This window comes from Grimontia sp. AD028, from assembly GCF_000973155.1.
Taxonomy (GTDB): Bacteria; Pseudomonadota; Gammaproteobacteria; order Enterobacterales; family Vibrionaceae; genus Enterovibrio; species Enterovibrio indicus.
Genome location: NZ_LASY01000059.1, coordinates 1 through 21,061, shown reverse-complemented (window position 1 = coordinate 21,061; position 21,061 = coordinate 1). Strand labels below are relative to the sequence as shown.

16 protein-coding genes are annotated in these 21,061 nt (G+C 46.7%); 9 read left to right on the top strand and 7 right to left on the bottom strand.

Translation table 11 applies throughout. The features are described 5' to 3' along the window. Positions 1–68: 68 nt before the first annotated feature. Positions 69–299 carry a hypothetical protein gene (locus RN22_RS13810; protein ID WP_231590897.1) on the top strand — a complete coding sequence of 77 codons (231 nt, stop codon included), beginning with the start codon at positions 69–71 and terminating at the stop codon, positions 297–299. Here the strand turns inward: RN22_RS13810 and RN22_RS13805 are convergent, their stop codons facing one another. Further along, a complete protein-coding gene (locus tag RN22_RS13805) occupies positions 300–1,004 on the bottom strand; it encodes a DNA alkylation repair protein (protein ID WP_046305143.1) in 705 nt (234 codons plus the stop codon). Positions 1,005–1,391: 387 nt separating this feature from the next. Here RN22_RS13805 and RN22_RS13800 point away from each other — a divergent pair, with 387 nt between their 5' ends. The 5 genes from RN22_RS13800 (at position 1,392) to RN22_RS13780 (ending at position 10,249) form a co-directional block, all read left to right on the top strand. Further along, positions 1,392–3,167: a chitinase gene (locus tag RN22_RS13800; protein WP_046305141.1), complete on the top strand. Its 1,776-nt coding sequence runs from the start codon at positions 1,392–1,394 to the stop codon at positions 3,165–3,167. A 430-nt stretch (positions 3,168–3,597) separates the two neighbouring features. Further along, entirely contained in the window at positions 3,598–5,058 is a 1,461-nt protein-coding gene (locus RN22_RS13795; protein WP_002539294.1) for a chitinase, read from the top strand. Between the two features lie 345 nt (positions 5,059–5,403). Next, positions 5,404–6,447 carry a GMP reductase gene (locus tag RN22_RS13790; RefSeq protein WP_002539296.1) on the top strand — a complete coding sequence of 348 codons (1,044 nt, stop codon included), beginning with the start codon at positions 5,404–5,406 and terminating at the stop codon, positions 6,445–6,447. A gap of 624 nt (positions 6,448–7,071) precedes the next feature. Continuing rightward, a complete protein-coding gene (locus RN22_RS13785; RefSeq protein WP_046305139.1) occupies positions 7,072–8,604 on the top strand; it encodes a hypothetical protein in 1,533 nt (510 codons plus the stop codon). A 169-nt stretch (positions 8,605–8,773) separates the two neighbouring features. Then, a complete protein-coding gene (locus tag RN22_RS13780; protein ID WP_046305137.1) occupies positions 8,774–10,249 on the top strand; it encodes an LA2681 family HEPN domain-containing protein in 1,476 nt (491 codons plus the stop codon). A 193-nt stretch (positions 10,250–10,442) separates the two neighbouring features. Here RN22_RS13780 and RN22_RS13775 read toward each other — a convergent pair whose 3' ends face one another. Both RN22_RS13775 and ppk2 read right to left on the bottom strand, forming a co-directional pair. Next, complete coding sequence (locus tag RN22_RS13775; RefSeq protein WP_046305135.1) at positions 10,443–10,727, bottom strand: hypothetical protein; 285 nt, start codon at positions 10,725–10,727, stop codon at positions 10,443–10,445. A 14-nt stretch (positions 10,728–10,741) separates the two neighbouring features. Next, entirely contained in the window at positions 10,742–11,614 is an 873-nt protein-coding gene (ppk2, locus tag RN22_RS13770) for a polyphosphate kinase 2 (protein ID WP_082111413.1), read from the bottom strand. 154 nt (positions 11,615–11,768) lie between these two features. Here ppk2 and RN22_RS13765 point away from each other — a divergent pair, with 154 nt between their 5' ends. Then, the gene (locus tag RN22_RS13765; protein ID WP_046305133.1) at positions 11,769–12,656 is read left to right on the top strand and encodes a LysR family transcriptional regulator; all 888 of its coding nucleotides are present in this window, start codon (positions 11,769–11,771) and stop codon (positions 12,654–12,656) included. Between the two features lie 43 nt (positions 12,657–12,699). Here the strand turns inward: RN22_RS13765 and RN22_RS13760 are convergent, their stop codons facing one another. Then, a complete protein-coding gene (locus tag RN22_RS13760) occupies positions 12,700–15,144 on the bottom strand; it encodes a calcium-binding protein (RefSeq protein WP_046305131.1) in 2,445 nt (814 codons plus the stop codon). 504 nt (positions 15,145–15,648) lie between these two features. On the opposite strand from RN22_RS13760, the gene RN22_RS13750 reads away from it, so the two are divergent. Together RN22_RS13750 and RN22_RS13745 are read left to right on the top strand one after the other, a co-directional pair. Then, on the top strand, positions 15,649–16,413 hold the full coding sequence (locus RN22_RS13750; protein WP_046305127.1) for a helix-turn-helix transcriptional regulator: 765 nt from the start codon (positions 15,649–15,651) through the stop codon (positions 16,411–16,413). 120 nt (positions 16,414–16,533) lie between these two features. Continuing rightward, positions 16,534–18,606: a VIT and VWA domain-containing protein gene (locus RN22_RS13745; RefSeq protein ID WP_046305125.1), complete on the top strand. Its 2,073-nt coding sequence runs from the start codon at positions 16,534–16,536 to the stop codon at positions 18,604–18,606. A gap of 62 nt (positions 18,607–18,668) precedes the next feature. On the opposite strand, the gene RN22_RS13740 is transcribed toward RN22_RS13745, so the two are convergent. The 3 genes from RN22_RS13740 to RN22_RS13730 all read right to left on the bottom strand — a co-directional run bounded on the left by RN22_RS13740 (position 18,669) and on the right by RN22_RS13730 (position 20,965). Then, the gene (locus tag RN22_RS13740) at positions 18,669–19,409 is read right to left on the bottom strand and encodes an SDR family NAD(P)-dependent oxidoreductase (RefSeq protein ID WP_002539314.1); all 741 of its coding nucleotides are present in this window, start codon (positions 19,407–19,409) and stop codon (positions 18,669–18,671) included. A 33-nt stretch (positions 19,410–19,442) separates the two neighbouring features. Beyond that, on the bottom strand, positions 19,443–20,132 hold the full coding sequence (locus RN22_RS13735) for a hypothetical protein (protein ID WP_046305124.1): 690 nt from the start codon (positions 20,130–20,132) through the stop codon (positions 19,443–19,445). Between the two features lie 182 nt (positions 20,133–20,314). After that, positions 20,315–20,965: a response regulator transcription factor gene (locus RN22_RS13730; protein ID WP_002539317.1), complete on the bottom strand. Its 651-nt coding sequence runs from the start codon at positions 20,963–20,965 to the stop codon at positions 20,315–20,317. Between the last annotated feature and the right edge of the window lie 96 nt (positions 20,966–21,061).

Genomic DNA, 21,061 nt, shown 5'->3' with positions numbered 1-21,061 from the left:
ATCGGAAGATTGTCGGAACTAATCGGTACGCTATTTGAAAGAGCAGTATGGGCTCAGGAGGAGCAATTATGTTTGAACTATCTGTCGTAGCGATAGTGGCTATTGTAGTAACAGCGAGAACCATCAGAGGTTATATGGCCTACCGCGCTCAGGTACATGAGCTTCAGGTAGCTCAAAATGAAAACAATTCGGATGCATTAGCGACTCACGTTAAACAGCTAGAATCACGAATTGAAGTACTTGAAAAGCTGGTGACTGATCAAGGGTACGAGTTGGACAAAAAGATCCGTGCACTTTAGTTACTTCATTGCCATGTAGTGTTGCCTTTCCTCCGCCGTCATTTTCTCAATGGCATAGCGCAGCATGGTTCTGGGCATAACAGAAGCATGCTTATCCAGAAACGTGCGAAGCAAAGGCAAGTCTCTTTTCCCTAATTCCCGCAACATCCATCCGCACATTTTGTGTATTAAATCCTCTTTATCGTCTAGCAGCGTTTCCGCCAGCTTGATGGTGTCGTCAAACTGATTTAGCCGAATGAAAGGGAAGGTCGCCATCATGGCGATGCGCCTTTCCCAAAGGCTATTTGATTCTGCCAGTGAATAGAGAATGTCGCGCTTTTTATTGACCAGATAGCCCCCGACAATATGGTGTGCAGAGCTGTCGACCAAATCCCAGTTATTGATTAGGTGGGTGCGGGACAGGTAGAAATCAAAAATGACTTTTTGGAAGTCAGGATCCGCTTTTTTGAATTGCTCGGAAAGCATCACCAGCGCCAGCAGTCTGATTTCATGCCATTCACTTTCAAGCAGTACAGAGATGGTTTTGAGCGAGGCAGCCATATGGCGTTTGGCTAATGCCCTGACAACCGGCACACGGATCCCGATGAACTTATCACCTTCTGCATATTCTCCCGGCCCGGATTTGAAAAATCGACCTGAGTGTTCAGCGATCTTTTCGTCACCGAGTTGCTTGGCTTCCTTAATGATTTGATGCGCGTCAGTCATGTCCTTCCCTCCAACAGGGACATTATAATGCCCAATACGCTAGCCTACTGATAAATTGGATAATTTCGTCTGAAAAAGATGACATGGATTCAGTTTGTGATAGCCCTCACCGTACAGTGATTAACTTGCTTTACTTCAAAAAATAACCCTACAACGCACCATGAATTATCAAGATTTAGTCAGGTTGCATCCAGTCTGACATTTCTCTGCTGGATACTTGTCGAGTCTTATCATGCTTGATGCATATAGTTGATGTGGCAGAAGAATTTCGCTTTCCGCAAACATGTTGCGGAGCGAGGAAATCGCTAAATACCAAAGGTCAACAGCCCCAAAGAAGTAGAAGCGAAATAACCTGCCAACCATTTATTTTGATAAGGACTTTAGAAGATGAAACAGACCGCTTTTCTAAGCGCGATGATCGCTGCTACCGTTGCTGCGCCAAGTGCGATGGCAATGAATCCGCAGCCTGATCCGCAAAACCCAGAAGGTTATGTTGTCACCCGGGCAGAAGTGCAAGCCGCAGAGGCCGCACAAACCCAAGATCCGATGTACACCATTTGGGCGCAGGCATTGCGCACACGCACTAATGATGTGGTGGAAGCGATTTTACCGGGCGCAGCCAGTAACCCTGAAAACGTCAAACGTGTCGAGCGTGTTTTCCCAGAATCTGATTGGGATTTCCTGACCCATATGGCAGCACCAGAATACACCTACACCCGTTTTCTCCGAGCGATTGGTAAGTTCCCTGCATTTTGTGGTGAGTACACGGATGGCCGTGATTCTGATGCGATTTGTAAAAAATCCATCGTGACTGCCTTTGCGCACTTTGCTCAGGAAACTGGCGGCCACATAGCCAAAGACAATTACTGGGACAATCCACTTGGTCTCGAAGAGTGGCAACAGGCGCTGGTGCATGTGCGTGAAATGGGTTGGTCAGAAGGGCAGGCAGGCTACACAACGGGCTGCGGACAGAATGACTGGCAAAATAAGCGTTGGCCATGTGCGGCAGGGCAAGGCTATTTCGGCCGTGGTGCGAAGCAGCTTTCTTACCATTTTAACTACGGTGCATTTTCTGAAGTCATGTACGGTGGCGACGCAACCAAGCTGCTTAACGAGCCCGGTCTGGTGGCGGATTCCTGGCTTAACCTGGCTTCGGCAATTTGGTTCTTCCTCACGCCACAAGCGCCGAAACCAGCGATGCTGCATGTGATTGACCGAACCTGGGTACCTTCACAGCGAGAGTTGGATGCAGGTATTGGCTACGGCTTTGGTACCACGATTAACATCATCAACGGTGGTATTGAGTGTGGTGAACAGAATAAAGATAAAGGCCAGCCGGTTAACCGTATCCGTTACTGGGAAGGGCTAGCGAAACATTTCAATATTCCGATTGAAGCAGATGAAACCAACACCTGTTGGCAACAACTGCCTTACGGAAGCCTGAACCTGCAAGGCGCAACCGATGTGCTTTACACCAACTGGGATGGTAACTGGAAATACTATGCTAACCGTCCGGGCGGTTATTCGTTCGAGTGTGAACTGGTAGGTTACCAAACCGCATACTCAGCGTTGGTAGAAGGCGACTACGAGAAATGTGTCAGCAACTTCTATGAATCCCATGCGGGTTGGCCTGTGGTTCGTGTTGTTGAAACCATTGATACCAATCCGGGTGATGGTTCAAACCCAGGGGATGGCGGTACTCCATCGGATAACACCTGGGATGAAAAAGCCGTTTACCTAACTGGTGACCGCGTAACGATTAACGGTGTGACATACGAAGCCAAATACTGGAATCAGGGTGTGAACCCAGAAACAGCAGGTCAGTGGGGCGCTTGGAAGGTAGTTGCAGGTGATACGACTGGTGGTGGCACATCAACTAACCCAGACACGGGTACCAACCCAGATGCAGGGAGTGGCTCTGGTACAGACACAGGTGGTGACACCGGGACGGGTGGTGATGCAGGCACTGGCGGCGATACCGGCGGTTCAAATCCTGATACGGGCACCACGCCAGATCAGGGTGAAACCACTTGGAGTGCGAGCACGGTTTACTTTGGTGGGGATCAGGTGTTGGTTAACGGCGTCACTTACCAAGCGCGGTACTGGACACAGGGTGATGACCCAGCTTCCGGTGCACAATGGGGGCCTTGGAAAAAGATTTAAATGTACTTTTTAACCAAGCCGCGTCCAGCAGGGCGCGGCTTGTCGAGAAGAATTATCCTGTTTTAAATGACCTGACTCGCAGAATAATCCTAATATTAACTGCCAAAAATTCAGTGCATTGTGTTGTGTTTTCTTGTTGATACAAGGTTCGTGGTCAAAAAATCAATGCACAACAAATGTAAGCGTCTCACTTTTCGTCGGCGCACCATTCATTCTGACATTCCTGCCCTCAATAGTTGTCGTCTTGTGTATTCATGCATGCATATAGTCGTATTGTCCGCGCTATCAATAAAAGACCTCTAAATCGCCAAGGGTTACAGCGAATCGCTGAGAAAATCAGCGCTTAGCAGTAACACACAAAGAGCAAAAAAGCGCGAAGCAGGCACGTCGTAAAGACGGTTGCAGAAAAAGTTTTGATAAGGAATTTAAGATGAAACGAACGGCTTTATTTACTGCCATGTTCGGCGCTAGCTTCTTCGCTCACAGCGCAGTGACCATGGACCCTGTGCAAGATCCAAATAACGTGAACGGGTTTGTTGTTTCCCAGTCTGAAATCAAGGCAGCGGAAGATGCGTTAACGTTGGACCCAATGTACGACACCTGGTCACAGGCACTGCGTACTCAACCAAACTCTGTGGTTGATGCGATTTTACCTGGAGCAGCAACCAACCCAGAAAACGTGAAGCGTGTAGAGCGCGTTTTCCCAGAAACAGACTGGAACTTCCTGACCCAAATGGCCGCACCGGAATACACTTACACCCGCTTCCTAAAAGCGATTGGTAAGTTCCCGGCTTTCTGTGGTGACTACACCGACGGTCGTGATGCAGATGCGATCTGTAAGAAATCTATCATCACCGCATTTGCGCACTTCGCCCAGGAAACTGGCGGCCACATTGCAAAAGACAACGTGTCTGACAACCCGCTGGCGCTTGAAGAATGGCAACAGGCTCTCGTGCATGTTCGCGAAATGGGCTGGGCAGAAGGGCAAGAAGGTTACACCACAGGTTGTGGTCAGGATGACTGGCAAAACCGTCGTTGGCCTTGTGCAACAGGTCAGGGATACTTTGGTCGTGGTGCAAAACAGCTTTCCTACCATTTTAACTACGGCATGTTCTCTGAAGTGATGTTTGACGGAGATGCCACGCGCCTGCTGAATGACCCAGCACTGGTGGCAGATTCTTGGTTGAACCTGGCTTCAGCAATTTGGTTCTTCCTCACGCCGCAAGCACCGAAACCAGCGATGCTGCACGTAATCGACCGTACCTGGAAACCTTCGCAACGTGAAATTGATGCAGGTATCGGTTACGGCTTTGGTACCACAATCAACATCATCAATGGTGGTATCGAGTGTGGCGAGCAAAACAAAACCAAAGGCCAGCCAGTTAACCGTATCCGTTACTGGGAAGGCTTGGCAGCGCACTACCAAATCCCTATTGAAGCTGACGAGAAAAACACCTGTTGGCAGCAAACGCCATTCGGCAGCCTGAACCTGCAAGGCGCTACCGATGTGCTTTACACCAACTGGGATGGTAACTGGAAATACTACCCGGATCGTCCAGGCGGCTTCTCGTTCGAGTGTGAGCTGGTGGGCTTCCAAACCGCGTACTCTGCGTTGGTACCGGGTGACTACGAGAAGTGTGTAACTAACTTCTATGGTTCACACGCTAACTGGCCAACCGTACGTGTTGTCGCTGATGCAGACAAGCCTTCTACCGGTACTCCAGGTGGCGGCGGTGAGCCAGTAGACCCGAATGCATGGGATGCAGGTAAGGTTTACAACACAGGCGATCGCGTGGTTGTCGGTGGTGTGACTTATGAAGCGGTTTACTGGACACAAGGTGATGATCCACTGCTGAGTGAAGCGTGGGGACCTTGGAAAAAAGTACTTTAAGGGCGAATAAGTCTTAAAAATCAGCCGCGTGTTTCGATAAGAAATGCGCGGTTTTTCTTTTTATATCAGTAAGATAGATTAAGAGTCTGGCTTGATGCTAAAGAGGGGAAAATCGGTTTTTTGAGGTTGTAATCTGTCAAAAGGTATCACAAAAAAATTATAAATATCAGACTTGCCTGAAAAATTTCTGTGCCTATAATGCTGAAAACCGGAGCGTCTGCCAACGCTCCGGTTTTTTTGTGCCTGCTTTCTGGTCACGTAATGAACAATCTGCCAATTGATTCATACGTGGGAAAGCAATCTGTCCGAAAGGGCACATTGTCTAAATGATGTAAGGAAAGACAAATGCGTATCGAACAAGACTTGAAGTTGGGTTTCAAAGATGTACTGTTTCGCCCGAAACGTTCTACCCTAAAAAGCCGTTCTCAAGTTGAATTAACCCGCGAGTTTACCTTCAAGCACAGTGGCCGTCAATGGTCTGGTGTTCCTGTTATCGCTGCAAACATGGACTCTGTAGGTTCATTTGATATGGCGAAAGCACTGGCTGAACACGGCTGTATGACTGCGGTTCACAAACACTACACGGTTGAAGACTGGGCGGCGTTTGTCGCTGGTGCAGATGCGAAAGTGCTGAACAATGTGATGGTATCTACCGGTACGTCTGAAGCCGACTTCGTAAAAACCCAGGAAATCATGGCGCTGTCAGATGAGCTGATTTTCATCTGTATCGACATCGCTAACGGATACTCTGAGCACCTGGTTGAGTACGTTGAGAAAGTGCGTGCTGAGTTCCCAGACAAAGTGATCAGCGCAGGTAACGTAGTGACCGGTGACATGGTTGAAGAGCTTATCCTTGCTGGTGCAGATATCGTGAAAGTAGGTATCGGCCCTGGTTCTGTGTGCACGACCCGAGTGAAAACCGGTGTAGGTTACCCACAACTGTCGGCCATCATTGAGTGTGCGGATGCAGCGCACGGTCTTGGCGGCCGTATCGTCGGTGACGGCGGTTGTGCCTGTGCAGGTGACGTTGCAAAAGCGTTCGGCGGCGGTGCAGACTTCGTGATGCTGGGCGGCATGCTGGCAGGCCACGAAGAAAGTGGCGGTGAAGTGATTGAACAAGACGGCAAGTCGTTCATGAAGTTCTACGGCATGTCTTCACAATCAGCGATGGACAAGCACTCTGGCGGCGTGGCGAAGTACCGTGCAGCAGAAGGTAAGACTGTTATGCTTCCTTTCCGTGGTTCAGTTCACAACACCATTGCAGATATTCTGGGTGGTGTGCGTTCAACCTGTACTTACGTAGGTGCGGCGCAACTGAAAGAACTGACTAAGCGCACGACTTTCATCCGCGTACAGGAACAAGAAAACAACGTATTCGGTAAAGAGTAAGTTGTTCGCATAGCGAAACCGCTAAAACAAGCATAATTTGAAAACGCCTCTTTTTGAGCCACGCCTTCGAATGAAAGGCAAGCCAAAAGAGGCGTTTTTGTATTTTGGAGTTTATGCTGGTTTGGAATGACCCCTTTTCGTGCTGGGCCGATCTGCTCTAGCACGTTCTTGCCCCTTTTCCATTCACGGATGTTTTTCACTTGGCTCGAAGAATACTAACTTTCCCTCACTAAAATCAATCATTTGTAACTTACTCATTCCCGCTACAAATGATTGTCATTGATGGCCGATTAATCAATAACCAATCAGTTTTCCATCCAATCGAAATCAAGTCTCGCTTTATGCATTTTATGGTACTTTCATAGCAGATAATCTAGACAATAATGGCATGTTGCAAGCCGAGAAGCGAAGGGCGGTAGCTTAAAAAATTTTGCCCTGAAATGAGCTATTCCTTATTGAGAAGTGGCTGTTATCTAGTTGCTTTCGCCTATTTGAACTAAATGGGTAGGTGGCTCGCAGCCCTATCATGTAGGCGAGAAGTCACAATCTAGAAAAAATCGCCATTAAATGGACATCTCGAAAATCAAGATTAATAAAAATGCCACTTAATTATGAGGGTTGGTTGTGGAATTCGAATCAGATTTAAAAATAGGCACGATTGGTGAGCAAACTTTTTCAACTTGGTGCTCTACTGCGCATTTGACAAGTAATCGTTCTTTAGAAGAAGATCGAACAGGTTGGGATCATCAAATTGAGTTTCCATACATCAAAACTCATTTACCAAGAGATAAACAACTAAGTCCAATTCAATGCCGTATTCAGGTTAAGTCTACACAGAGACGTGATCGTAAATGGTCTATCAAAGCTAGTGTACTAAAGCGACTCATTGATTATAGTTATCCGTCTTTCTTGTTGTTTCTTGAATTTACTAATGACCCAGAACCGTTAGTCGAAAGTGCTTTTCTAGTCCATATCGATAATAAAATCATTGAAAGAACATTAAGAACGATAAGGAAAAATGACACTAAAAAGGTACCTAAAGAACTTTACGAACTAAAGATTTCGATTAGCTATAGTGAGAAAAATAAACTCATTGCAACGTCTGGTGAAGCATTCAGAGATGCTGTTGTAAAATTTGTCCCTGATTGCAATATTATGGAGTACCAAGAAAAAAAGAACCAATTTATTAAAACAGTTGGTTATGGCGAGGGCGGTTATAGAATGAAGTTCGAAATTTCACATGAGGAGCTTAACGAGCATATCATTGCACAATCAATAGGATTAAGCAATGAGCCAATTGAAGTTAGAAATTCTATAATCTTTGATAACAGATTTAATTTGAAAAATGGATCCATTGAAATAGAACGCTCAAGCGAAGCAAAACTAACCCTGCAACCAAACATAATAGACACATGCCAATTAAGATTTAGAGAAAGTGAATTTTCGCCTTCGATTAATTTTGACGGAGAGTTTATTTCTTCAGCAAACATATACAGCATCAGAAAGAGTAAACTATTTTTTCGAACAAACCTATTTAGTTTTGAACTTGGCGATTTTGGTAAAAACGGTGAGATTGATGCTAGGCTTCATTTTACTTTAGAGAAAGAGGCTCCTTTAGACGACGTAATTAAATTATTCCGGCTTTTTCATGAAGAAAATTCCGGGAAGCAACTAATATGTGAAGCTGAATTATTTAAGGAGAAAAGAACTCTTAATTTCCGTATTGGAATGGATTATGACTTTGAAGATGCTCGATTAGTTGCTGATGATCTCAGCATGCTGAAGGATAGCTTTAATATTGATGGTGGAACTCTAACTACACCGGATGAAATTTTTTCACAAAGCGACAGATTAAACGCAATAGCTTGTGTAATAAAAAACAAAGTTGATACTTTTCAAGTGGGTATTAAAGAAAAACCAGAGGAATTTCCGGAAGAAATAAAAATGTCTTACATATTAGTAGCTAAAATTGGCATGTTGGCCATAGGTGTAGTTACGCTATTTCATGGAAAAAGGGATAAAGATAATAATTATAAAATTATAAATTCTGAGATACTCCAACCTTTGGTTTTTAGTAGTGGAATGCCGTCTAATGAAAAACTCAAAAAAATAGAAGAAGAGGCATTGTCGAAGATTGATCTACACCTTTCTGCTTAAGATTATCGCTTCTGTCCACTTTTGAGTTGGCTATGATGGCTAACTCAAAATTGCCCCTTTCTTTTTTAGCACGGTAGTTTGCTTAGGTTCAATAATGTGTTATTTGACTTATTTTTTCTCATACCTGTAATGTAGCGATGAGCTTGAAGGCCGTATAAGGAATCATATAGTGCTGAATAAAGAAATTGAAAATCTGGGCTTAGAAATTGACCTTGCGTGTGATAGCAATGATTCTTTGAAGCTAGAGCAACTGCTAGTAGGTTGCGATTCTCTTGTGGGCAACGAAACGAGCGAGAATCGTTCAGTCTTGTATTTCTACAAAGCTAACTGCTGTGCTGCACTACGTATGATTGAACGAAAAGACGTAGATGACACTTGGAATTGGCATCAGGAAAGGTTAATCACCGAGATATTACATCTACGGAAGGCTGTCGCTGAAACTGGCTTCGAACAACTCAATGAGGTGATGCAGTGTAAAATACTGACTAATATTGCCAACGGATTGAGTTCACTAGGGCGAGCAATAGAGTCAATTAATTACTATGACAAAGCTCTGTCTCGTATTGATAATTTTGCAATGGCATTAGGCAACAAGGCAATTGGCCAAGTTCACTATGGACAGCACTTATATGATCATGGGCATAGTGGTATTTTCTTTTTCCTCGCGCACAAGCAGCTTAATCGCTTCGGTACTGAGCCGCTTTTATGGGATTGTGGAGTTCATCAGGATGCGCTAGAAGCTTTTATTGATTACAGAGACTTTGCGGAAAGCGTTCTAAAAGAAATGGAGTTCGACAGTAGTTTTGATTTCAATAACTTCCCATTAGGTCAGCACAAAAAAGAGCAGGATTACAGAAAGTGGTGCTTACGGCATAGGCTTTTTATGAATCCTTTGAATGATGTGTTCTCCGCTACCATTGCTGCAAACGATGTTCTTCATCTACCGAGTCATGTGTACGCAGTCGGAGAAGAACCTAGATTTCCAAAATACTTCAACATACTAAAACAAGAGTTCATAGTTGCGCGACATATGATCTACGAGTTTACCACTGCTGATTTTGACCACTATTCCGACAATGACGTTCTACTAGAAAATGGATTAGATGGTGTACATTTTGGTTACCGAAACGAGCTACTGAAAAGCTCGTTGAGAGTGTCATATTCTATCTTCGACAAAATAGCTTTGTTTCTAAACGATTATATGGACATAGGGCTGAAGGTAGACGGTGTCAATTTCCGTAATATTTGGGGAACATACAATAAAAGAGATCGGAAACTAGAAATCCGCTCATGTTTTATAGATAGCGAAAACTGGCTATTACGAGGTTTATACTTTTTATCGAAAGATTTGTATGCCCCTAACTTTATTGATGTCGCTGAACCACAAGCTCAAGAATTACATTACATTAGAAAAATGGCAGAACATAGGTATTTGGGGATTCAAGAGTACCCAGCTCAAGTCGGTGATACGGAGTATTTGAAGTATATAACGGTCGATGACTTAGAAGATAAAGCGTTAAAAATGCTGCAATTATCTCGTGAAGCATTGATTTATCTTTCTTTGGCAATGCACATAGAAGAGCGTAAACGAGAAGAAGCAAGAGGTAATGGCTTAGTTGTACCAATACAATCAACACCACTTTAAAATGGTAGTAGTTGCACAATACTTCAGCTAATCCGTTAGATACTAATTTATCAAATGATGTAACTCAGAAATGTCCAAAAACGCACCAGAGCTAGAAACCAAACCCCGAAAGTTCAAAGCCAAAAATTTGTCGAAGAGCCCAAAACCAAAAACGCCACTTCTGATGAAGTGGCGTTTTGCTTTGAAGTTGGCGTTAGCCTTTTTTCTTTTTGCTGATCTTCTTGGCTTTCTTAATCGCGGATTTTTTTGAAGCCTGCTTTTGGGCAACTTCCAGCGATTGGGCGGCTTTTAATGCCTTTTTCGCCTCTTTGAGTTTTTTCCCTGTTCTGCTTTCGCTTTTTTCCGCTGCGTGAAGATTTTCTACCGCGTGTTTCACGGCGGCTTGTGCGGCAGAGGTCGCTTCTGATGCCTGTTTGGCTTCTTCTGAGCGTTGCTGAACCTTGAGCTTTAATTTGGCGACACTGACTTTCTTACTCATCTTTATTCCTTTTCTTAAGGCGCTTTAACAATTTGTGAATCCAAACGATTCACGACATCCATATCTTTGCCGGGGTAATCGAGTTGGCTGAGGAAATGACGCATACAGTTGAGGCGTCCGCGTTTCTTGTCATCGGAAAGCACCACAGTCCAAGGGGCGTCTTTGGTGTGGGTATGGAACATCATGGTGTCTTTGGCTTTGCTGTAGTCATCCCACTTGGAGAGTGAGGCCAAGTCCACTGGACTTAATTTCCACTGTTTGAGTGGATCGTTTTTGCGTGATTTGAATCGGCGGAACTGTTCTTCCTGACTCACGGAAAACCAATACTTGAATAGTTTGATACCACTATTGGTGAGCATGCGCTCTAGCTCTGGAGCCTGTCTTAGAAATTCGAGGTACTCGTTGTCGTCACAAAACCCCATCACCTTTTCAACGCCGGCGCGGTTATACCAGGAACGGTCAAACAAGATGATTTCGCCTTTGGTTGGGAGGTGTTTGATGTAGCGTTGGAAGTACCATTGGTTGCGTTCTCGGGCATTGGGTTTTTCCAATGCAATGACATGCGCCCCACGGGGGTTGAGGTGCTCCATAAAGCGTTTGATAGTCCCGCCTTTACCGGCTGCGTCGCGGCCTTCAAACACGATGACAATACGCTGATTGGTGTCTTTTACCCAACCCTGCATTTTCAGCAGTTCTATCTGAAGTTCATGCTTGTTTTTCTCATATTCCACCACGTTCATTTTTTTGCTGTAGGGGTATTTTCCGTCCGCATTCCACGCAAGGTTTTTCATTTTTTTATTCAGGTCGTATTGGAAAGAGTGGCGGTTATTTACTTCGATACCCGAGCTGGCATGTTGGGTTTGAGGCACGTTTTGATGCTGCGTCATATTTTCCACTCCTTCTTGGGTTTGTTGCTGAAATAGCCAGCAACTCCTTTTGTCTATATATTGAGAAATATGTCAGTTAGGTTAATTATGCATGACGGCTTGGTGTAAATTAAATGTTATTAATCTATGACTTTGATAACGAAAAATTATTGCCATGAACTTAACCCAACTAAAGCTTTTCAATGAATTAGCGCGGGAGTTGAGCTTTGTGAAAGTGGCGAAGCTCAATCACATCAGTCAGCCTGCTGTCAGTGTGCATATCAAGAAACTGGAGCATGCGCTTGGCCAGCAGTTGCTTTCACGTACCTCGCAAACCACGCAGTTGACGCCTGAAGGCTTGCTGATTCTGGAAGACGTGAAAGAGATCCTGCGGCTGTGCGAGAACATCAAGGTTCGGTCTAATTATCATCAAGGCGTGATGGAAGGACATGTTCGTGTGGCGGCAATACACAGTGTAGGTATGTACGAATTGGGGGATTTCCTCGCTTCATTTATGAAGGCGTTTCCCAATATTCGGGTACACCTTGAATATCGACACAGTGAAGAAATATATGAAGATATTCAAAAAGAAAAAATCGATGTCGGCATTGTTGCCTATCCGCAAAATAGACCCACCATCGAGGCAATTCCTTTTTCTGAAGATCAATTGGTTTTAATTACCGGAAATAAACACCGGCTCTCCCATAAAAAGTCCATTTCTTTATCCCAACTTGAGCAAGAGCCTTTTATTGCCTTTGGGGAAGGGATCCCGACCCGGGTGGCGATAGATGCGTTGTTAGGGAATAACAAGGTCAATGTGGATATTCGCATGACACACAATAATATCTACACGCTGAAAAAAGCCGTGGAAGCAGAAGTCGGCGTGGCGATTGTGCCGTCAGCAACTGTGGGTGAAGAAGTGGAAAGAGGCACGTTGAAACGCATCAAGTTGAATGTGGAAGACACGAGGCGTCCGATCTCTGTGATCCGGTTAGCGGGAAGAAAGGGAAGCGCGCCTGTTAACCTGTTTGTTGAACGGCTTTTGGCCTTTTCGAGAGGATAAAAAAAGCCGCATGATGCGGCTTTCTTAGGCATTTTTGACACAGTTAGATGGTGGTGAAATCGAACATGTCTACGGTGACATGATTCGCATCAAACTGCTTCAGTGTGATGACGGTGTTATCGCCATCGAAGGTGATCACTGTGGATGCACCGACCTGTTCCGTATTGATTTGACTGAAGCGTGTGACCAGAGAACTGTCGATCTCAATGGTGTCCTGGAAGCGGTTGAAGTCCTGAATGGTGTCGTGACCGTCATTATTGCGGAAGACGAAGACATCCTTGCCCAAGCCACCAATCAGGTAATCATCACCATTGTGACCCATAATACGGTCGTTACCATCTTGCCCAGCGAGTTTATCGTGACCAAGACCGCCCATTAGGATGTCATGCCCAGCACCCGCCCAGATGGTGTCGTTTCCGTCATTACCACCTAAATAGTCATTGCCGTTCTGACCGCGAATGATGTCGTCGCCAGTGCCGCCTTTAATGTTATCAGCACCTTCACCACCATCAATTTCGTCATTATCAGCGCCACCATCAATGATGTCGTCGCCAGTGCCACCGAAGATACGGTCATCGCCCAGGCTTCCGCGCAGGGTGTCGTTACCTTCACCGCCGATAATCCAGTCGTTACCGCGCGCTCCACCAAAGTTATCGTCACCGGCACCACCGTGGAAGTAGTCATCACCCCAACCACCGTCGCCGTAATCGTTACCATAACCACCTTGGATGTAGTCGTTGCCGTCACCACCCCAGATGCCATCGTCACCTGAGCCACCCTGGATTTGGTCGTCACCGCCATCACCTTTGATGATGTCGTTGTCCGCGCCGCCGTGAATAACGTCATTACCGTCACCACCAAGCAGCATGTCGTTGCCGCTGTCGCCGAAGATGATGTCATTACCGTTATCACCGTTGATGGTGTCATCGCCTGCATTACCGTGAATGTAGTCGTTATGGTCGCCACCGCTGATGGTGTCATTACCCAGACCGCCATCAATGTAGTCAGCGCCAACTTCGCCGTTAATGGTGTCGTTGCCACCGTTTCCGTAGATTTCATCGGCACCATAACCACCGTTGATCACATCATCACCGTCACAATCGCTGACATGGTTAAGCACCACGTTGTCAATCAGCGCGCCGTACCCATCGGCTTCTCCCAAGCCACCAAAGCTTACTGTGAGTTCGCTGGTGCCCTGTGGCACGGTGAAAGTGGTATCGAGAGATTGGTAGATGCCGTTCTGGATTTCGTTTGCGATAGTTTTGGTATATACAACCACACCATCTTGATCGGTGATGTTGACGGTGAAGCCACTGGTTTGGTAGTCGTCGCCCTTGATGCGGTTGGCATAATCAAATGAGAAGGCCACTTCAAAACCGTTTGAGCCCGTGAGATAACTTACGTTAACCGTTTGCTCGACAGTTTTTCCTTCCGCGAGGTCTAGTTCCATGACCGTATTAGTCTGGGCATTAACAGATGCTCCTGTAAGTTGGCCTTGTTGCATTTCAACCGCACTAGCGCCTACAGCTTGCCAGCCAACGAGTTCGCTGTTGCTGACTCGTTCAAACTCGTTGCCGACGTTATCTCCCCAAGCTTCGAAGTTACCGTTCACCAACAGGTTAATGGTGTCGCCATAAATCACGTCATGGCCTGCGCCGCCATTAATGGTATCGTGGTCGCAACCACCGGAAATCACATCGTTGCCGTTGCCACCTTCGATGGTGTCGTTGTCATCACCTGCCCAAAGATCATCGTCGCCATTACCGCCGATGAGGGTGTCATCGCCTGTAAAGCCTTCCAGCTTGTCGTTGCCTTCTCCGCCGTGCATGTAGTCATTACCAGCCTGGCCAAACAACATGTCATCGCCATCACCACCATACATCGCATCGTCGCCATCACCACCAGCCAGTAAGTCGTTGCCTGCGCCTGCCCATTGGGTGTCGTTGCCGCTGTCGCCCCAGAGTTGGTCATCACCCTCACCGCCTCGTTGAAGGTCGTTGCCGTCACCTCCCCAAAGGACGTCGTTCCCTGTGCCGCCGTTGAGTTCATCGTCACCCGCGTCACCGAACAGAATGTCGTTGTCTGCACCGCCATAGAGCACATCATTGCTATCACCGCCGAACAGGCGGTCATCGCCGTTTTCACCGTGCAAGATATCGCTGCCTTCCTGACCATAAAGGAAATCGTTCCCGTTACCGCCATACAGTACATCATCACCTTCGTTGCCTTCTAAACGGTCATTTCCTTCTTCACCGTAGAGAAAGTCGTTGGCGAAGCCACCGCGAACAATATCATCACCGTCACCACCATGTAGTTCGTCGTCATCTTTGCCTCCCACGATGGTGTCGTTACCTGCGCCGCCATCTACATAGTCAGTACCATCATCGGCTCGAATAAAATCATCGCCATCATGACCATAGATTTCTTCTGAGTCGTTAGTACCAATAATAATGTCGTCGCCATTTGTACCATTGATAATGTTCGCCATTTACTTGCTCCTTTGTCCTTCAGGATTTTGCATCGGTATTTTTATGAGTTTTGATGCCATGTTTGTCGCCCCAATATGACAGTTGAAACGCGATTTTTCTTTCTTCTGGTAGCGCGGGTAGGATTTTAATTAGTAGGTTCTAATATATCGATGACAAAAAACTACTGATAAAAGTATGGGAAAGGAGGGGTGCGCTAAATGCTTTGGTAAATTGGAGATGATGAAAACTTCGCCTGAATATAGTTATAACCATAGAGAAAGAAGGGGATCTGGGTTGGTGCTTTTCAAGGTTACGCAGTTTCTTCTTTGTTCGGCAATAGAAGCGGCTCAGGCAAAAACAGTAAGGATGAAATTAGTATGAAAATTAGAGAATCGTAAAGTTGCATATGCTTATATACAGAAAATCTTCTCTTTTATGGGAATTTCTTTGCACCCCCAAGTGGACATGCGCTTGGCTTTTATCTTGAATCCGCTTAACGTTGTTGAGTCGTCAAGGAGGAAACAATGTCAGAGTGTGAACAGGTCATTCAAGCGCTTAAAAAACAATTAAAATCACGGGGCGTGAACTATCAGGATGTCGCCAAAGCGCTCGGCCTGAGTGAAGGGTCGGTAAAACGTCTTTTTTCCAACGGCGGTAGCATGAGCCTTGAACGTTTGTCCGCGGTGTGCAATTTAATTGATTTAGAAATGACCTCGCTATTCAAGCTCTCTGAAGAGGAAAGCCAGAACCTTTCTTCGCTGACTTGGGAACAGGAAGAGCAGTTAGTGGCGGACAAAGCCCTGTTACTGGTGGCTGTTTGTATTACCAATGGTTACCGTTTCGAGCAGATCTTGAGCCAATACAACCTGAACGAACCTCAGTTGATCCAAAAGCTGGCGCACCTTGATCGCATCAAGGTGATTGAGCTGATGCCGGGAAATCGCATCAAGCTTAAGATATCTCCCTCCTTCTCTTGGATTGCGGGCGGTCCAATTCAACAATTCTTCCAGCAACAGGTGATTAAAACCTTTTTCCGCACTCACTTTTCCAAAGACGATGAAAAGCTGGTGATGTCGACTGGATTGATGTCTCTTCCGACCAATTACAAATTCCAGCAGCGCATTCAGCGTTTGGTGAAAGAGTTCTATGAGTCGTGCAACAGCGACAGTGATTTATCTATGCAGGAACGCCATGGTACTTCCATGGTGATTGCGATGCGTCGATGGACATTTCCGCTTTTCGATGAATATGAAAACGCAGACGGTTCAGGAAAAAGTCGCGCGGGGTAATACCCCACGTACCACAATCTGCCACTTTGCCTGCCATGCTTGGTGGCACCCATGCCTTCATGCAACCTACTGAGCAACGGGAGAACGACTCTCCGATGACAGAAGGTAAAGGAGGCTATCATGCTGAACCGACCGAAACTAATTTCACGAATTGCCGTCTGGGGCATGTTTGTTGTCACCGCGCTCGTCGCAGCGTTTTCATCAAAAGTGTTGGCTGCAGGGCTGCTTAAACCCGTCAACAGTCAATATCAAGATCTCCAAATTGAATCCCACCATGTTGATGTTGCCATTCAGGATGGCTACGCCACCACCTCGATAGAACAGACGTTCTACAACCCAAACAATGTTGAGCTGGAAGCCCTATATTCCTTTCCTGTGCCGCAAAAGGCGGTGGTTGGAGAATTTATCTATTGGATTAACGGTTCGCCGGTGATTGCAGAAGCGGTCTCTAAAGAGAAAGCCCGCAAGATTTACGATGACCAAAAAGCGCAGGGCAATGCCACAGCGCTGACGGAAAAAGACGAATACAGAACTTTTGATATGAGGGTCTACCCGGTGCAGCCTCAGCAAAGCGTAAAAGTGAAGCTGGTATATATGCAGGACGCATTGTTGGATCACGGTATCGGGCGCTATGTTTATCCGTTGGAAGAAGCCAAAAGCAGCTTTTGGACGCGTAATGACAAAGTGGAGCAGGACTTTTCGTTCAATGTGACACTGCGTTCGTCATATCCTGTTGATGGTGTCCGGTTGCCAGCGCATCCGTCAGCGGTGATCATGCAAGAAGCGGATGGTGAACACACGACGTGGAAGGCAAATATCAGCAATCACATTGCCAATTCGGTGCAAGAAGGAGAGACACAGCAAGCGGTAAATACTTCAATGCGACTGGATCAGGATATGGTTTTCTACTGGCGCTTGCAGGATGGTTTACCCGGCCGTGTTGATATGGTGGCCTACCGCGACCCAGAAAACTCGAAACGCGGTACTGTGAAGCTGACATTCACGCCAGGTGACGACCTGACCCGCGTAACGCAAGGACGTGATTGGGTGTTCGTTCTGGATAAGTCAGGTTCTATGTCCGGCAAGTATTCCACACTGGTGGAAGGTGTCCGTCAGGGGTTAGGGAAGTTGCCGTCTGAAGACAGGTTCCGCGTCGTGATGTTTGACAGTAATACCTATGATCTCACCGGCGGCTTTGTGGCGGCTAACCCTGCGAATGTGAGCAAAGCACTGCAGTCCGTTGAGCAGGTTGAACCAAGTAATGGCACCAATCTCTATGAAGGCATGTCGGCTGCAATCCGTAAACTGGACGACGATCGTCCGACCGGGATCGTATTGGTCACCGACGGGGTAGCCAATGTAGGTGTGACCGAAAAGCGCCGCTTCTTCGATTTGATGGAGAAGCACGATGTGCGACTGTTTACCTTCATCATGGGCAATAGTGCCAACACGCCGCTGCTGGTGCCGATGACCAAGTTGTCGAACGGCGTGGCAACGTCCGTATCTAACGCGGATGACATTATTGGCCACTTGATGAACATCACTAGTAAGTTAACGCATCAGGCGTATCGAAACATCCAACTCGATATTGACGGAGTGAAAATCAAAGACCTGACGCCGGAGCAAATCAGCAGCCTGTATCGCGGGGAACAACTGACCGTATTCGGACATTACTTCAAAGGCGGTGAAGCTGATATCAAGCTCACCATGGATATTGCGGGTGAGTCCCGTGAATACCGCACCAAAGTGATGTTGCCTGATTCTGCAACTGTGCATCCTGAGCTTGAGAGAATGTGGGCGTTTTCAGCGATTCGCGACTTGCAGGAGCAAATGGATTATCTGGAGCAAAAAGACGGCGACAAAGAGCAGGCTATCGAAGACATCGCACTGGAATATGGTTTGCTGACTGATTACACCTCGCTGCTGGTCGTTGAAGAAGAGGTCTTCCAACAACTGGGCATAGAACGTAAGAATCAGACGCGGGTCCTCAAAGAGCAAAGTGCCCGTGAGGTGAAAAAGAATAAACCCGTCGAACCAACCCGAGCGGATAACAATCAGCCCATGTTTACCCAACCGGCACCGACCCATTCCGGCGGTGGCAGTAGTGGCGGTAGTATGAACATCTTGGTCTTGTTGAGCATGGTTCTGTTAGGTGTCGGCCGTTTGGTGATGGTAAGAAAAACGAGCCAATAAAAGCGGAGCTAATGAAACGAAAGAGGCTGCAGATGCAGCCTCTTTGTTTTGTTCTTTGAGGTTTAAGTCAGGCTCAATCCGCCGTCGATAACCAGAGTGTGTCCCACAATGTATTTCGCTTTGTCTGAACTTAGCCAGATGATCGCATCGGCGATTTCTTGAGGTTCGGCAAAGCGCTGGCATGGCACCTGACTTTCGACAGTCTCTTTTAAAGAGGTTCCCATTTCTTGCTGCTTTTGCTCCCAGCGAGGCGTCCAGGTGACGCCCGGCGCGACACTGTTGACGCGAATCCCTTTGCGGATTGCCTCCACTGCGACAGAACGTGTCATCCCTTCAAGGCCATGCTTGGTGCCGGAATACATGGCGGCATTTGGCGTCGGGCGAATGCCGTTCACTGAACTGACATTGATGATGCAGGCACCTTCCCGCATCAGAGGAAGTTCGTAACGCAAGCAAAGCGCAGGCACCCAATAATCGCTGATCATAGTGCTGTAGAGTGAATCAATCGGCAGACTGGCGTAGTCTCCACGCGATTCAATCACTGGAGAGGCGTTGTTAACAGCGATATCAATATGGCCATAGTTCTCGCGAATGTAGCTGAAAAACCGGTCAACTTGGTGAACGTCTTTTAAATCTAAAGGTAGGTAATCGACCGCAGAGAGTTCCGGATACTTTGCCAGTGCCTGATTCCATTTTTCTTCGTTTCTGGAACAGGTAATAACCTTGTAGCCCGACTGATGGTAGGAAAGAACTGTTTGAAGACCAATACCGCTGCTGCCGCCAGTGACGAGGACTATTTTCATGCGCGCTCCGGTTCCTGCGTGGGTGTTGCCTGGCTAGCGGTGCGTGAAAATATCGTCCACCATTATCCGCTGTGTGGTGCGAACATGTTTTTCCGCTTCATGTTCTTCATGGAACTGCTGTTCGCCAAGCATGATGAGAATGTCAAAGAAATACCGTACGCTACCTCTTTGATTATTCATTGTTTTAAGCATAGCATCGCTAAAAACATCTGGCGCTGTATGGGTCAAATCCGAGGCGATTTTTCCGATCTGTTGGCAACAATAAACCGTTCTTGTGCGGTCTGCCGTGTGCGCGTAACTGACGCACAATGACCACTCTTCACTGCGTAATGCATCCCAAATGCCATTGGCGACCTCAAGGCGGTCATTGATAGGGGTATTCGCTACCGACCGCAGGTAAAACTGACGTTTCTTCCTCTTCATTTTCTTCATGACCCGTTCCGACGTGACATACGCCTTCGTCAGTACCGGCATTGAAATCATATAGATAAACAGGGTGCCAATCAGGGTTGCGATGAAGAATACGTCGGTGGTGAGACCGAAGTAGTAACAGGAAAGGGTCGTGATCACCGCAAACAACATAAAAGCCGTAGAGATCATAAGTCTCGCGTACCATTTTGCGGTGGTGACATAACTTGGCGCTTGTTGATTAAGAGACTGAAACGACACCCCTTCGAAACCGAGTTTGGGATATTCAGGGATAGGGAATTGTTCTTGGTCCATTAACAACCCTCCATCATTCAGTTCAATAAGTTTCTATAGATTACTTTTTTCGGCAGGAAATTCGTTAGCTTTAGTCAAAAAGTGAGAGGAAAAACCATCAAAGAATCCGCGCGTTATTAGCAACTGGCTCGGATATTTTGAGTGCCTATTCCAAGGGTTGCTTGGATTGGCTTCCTGAATGATTAATGCTCGGTTTCTCCTTTGACCCAGCCTTGCTCGATAGCGTATTTCACTAGGCCTGCCGTTGAGGTTACGCCCAGCTTCTTCTTCACCCGCAGTCGGTGGGTTTCTACAGTGCGGACACTGATGTTTAATTCACGAGCGATGGTTTTATTGCAAGCGCCATTGGCGATGAGCACCAACACATCTTTTTCCCGTGGGGTAGGGACGTTGTCTTCGTGTTCTCTGTTTTCCATTTGGCTCATGCTTTCCATGAGCGTTTCAGAAACGCCTGCACTGAAATACGAACCGCCGCCAGCAATGATGTCGAGCGCCTGTACCAGCTCTTGTGATGAGACGTCTTTCAGGACATAACCTTTCGCGCCGCCACGCATGGCAGAGACAATGTACTCTTTGTTATTGTGCATGCTGAGGATCACAACCTTGATTTCCGGTGCTTTCTCCCGCAATTCACTTAAGACTTCAAGACCTGTTTTCTTTGGCATGGAGATATCGGTGAGCAGGATGTCCGGTCTTAATGCCAAAGATTGCTCGATAGCGGATTCACCATCACTTGCGGCACCAATAATGGTGAACTGGGGCTGCTTGGATAAGCGCTCCATCAATCCGTCCTGCAGCAGGACATGATCGTCGGCAAGTAATAACGTGGTCATGAGTTTCTCCTTGTGACTCTTAGGGGCTGTTGGCCTTTGGTGGTTAAATTTTGTTCTAGCCATAAGCGTTTTAGGCGCGGCGAGGTGTGTGCCGCC

What these genes read in the sequence shown, in the direction of transcription:
- RN22_RS13810 (WP_231590897.1), top strand. Translation starts at nt 69, where the DNA reads ATGTTTGAACTATCTGTCGTAGCGATAGTGGCTATTGTAGTAACAGCG.
- RN22_RS13805 (WP_046305143.1), bottom strand. Translation starts at nt 1,004, where the DNA reads ATGACTGACGCGCATCAAATCATTAAGGAAGCCAAGCAACTCGGTGAC.
- RN22_RS13800 (WP_046305141.1), top strand. Translation starts at nt 1,392, where the DNA reads ATGAAACAGACCGCTTTTCTAAGCGCGATGATCGCTGCTACCGTTGCT.
- RN22_RS13795 (WP_002539294.1), top strand. Translation starts at nt 3,598, where the DNA reads ATGAAACGAACGGCTTTATTTACTGCCATGTTCGGCGCTAGCTTCTTC.
- RN22_RS13790 (WP_002539296.1), top strand. Translation starts at nt 5,404, where the DNA reads ATGCGTATCGAACAAGACTTGAAGTTGGGTTTCAAAGATGTACTGTTT.
- RN22_RS13775 (WP_046305135.1), bottom strand. Translation starts at nt 10,727, where the DNA reads ATGAGTAAGAAAGTCAGTGTCGCCAAATTAAAGCTCAAGGTTCAGCAA.
- ppk2 (WP_082111413.1), bottom strand. Translation starts at nt 11,614, where the DNA reads ATGACGCAGCATCAAAACGTGCCTCAAACCCAACATGCCAGCTCGGGT.
- RN22_RS13765 (WP_046305133.1), top strand. Translation starts at nt 11,769, where the DNA reads ATGAACTTAACCCAACTAAAGCTTTTCAATGAATTAGCGCGGGAGTTG.
- RN22_RS13760 (WP_046305131.1), bottom strand. Translation starts at nt 15,144, where the DNA reads ATGGCGAACATTATCAATGGTACAAATGGCGACGACATTATTATTGGT.
- RN22_RS13750 (WP_046305127.1), top strand. Translation starts at nt 15,649, where the DNA reads ATGTCAGAGTGTGAACAGGTCATTCAAGCGCTTAAAAAACAATTAAAA.
- RN22_RS13745 (WP_046305125.1), top strand. Translation starts at nt 16,534, where the DNA reads ATGCTGAACCGACCGAAACTAATTTCACGAATTGCCGTCTGGGGCATG.
- RN22_RS13740 (WP_002539314.1), bottom strand. Translation starts at nt 19,409, where the DNA reads ATGAAAATAGTCCTCGTCACTGGCGGCAGCAGCGGTATTGGTCTTCAA.
- RN22_RS13735 (WP_046305124.1), bottom strand. Translation starts at nt 20,132, where the DNA reads ATGGACCAAGAACAATTCCCTATCCCTGAATATCCCAAACTCGGTTTC.
- RN22_RS13730 (WP_002539317.1), bottom strand. Translation starts at nt 20,965, where the DNA reads ATGACCACGTTATTACTTGCCGACGATCATGTCCTGCTGCAGGACGGA.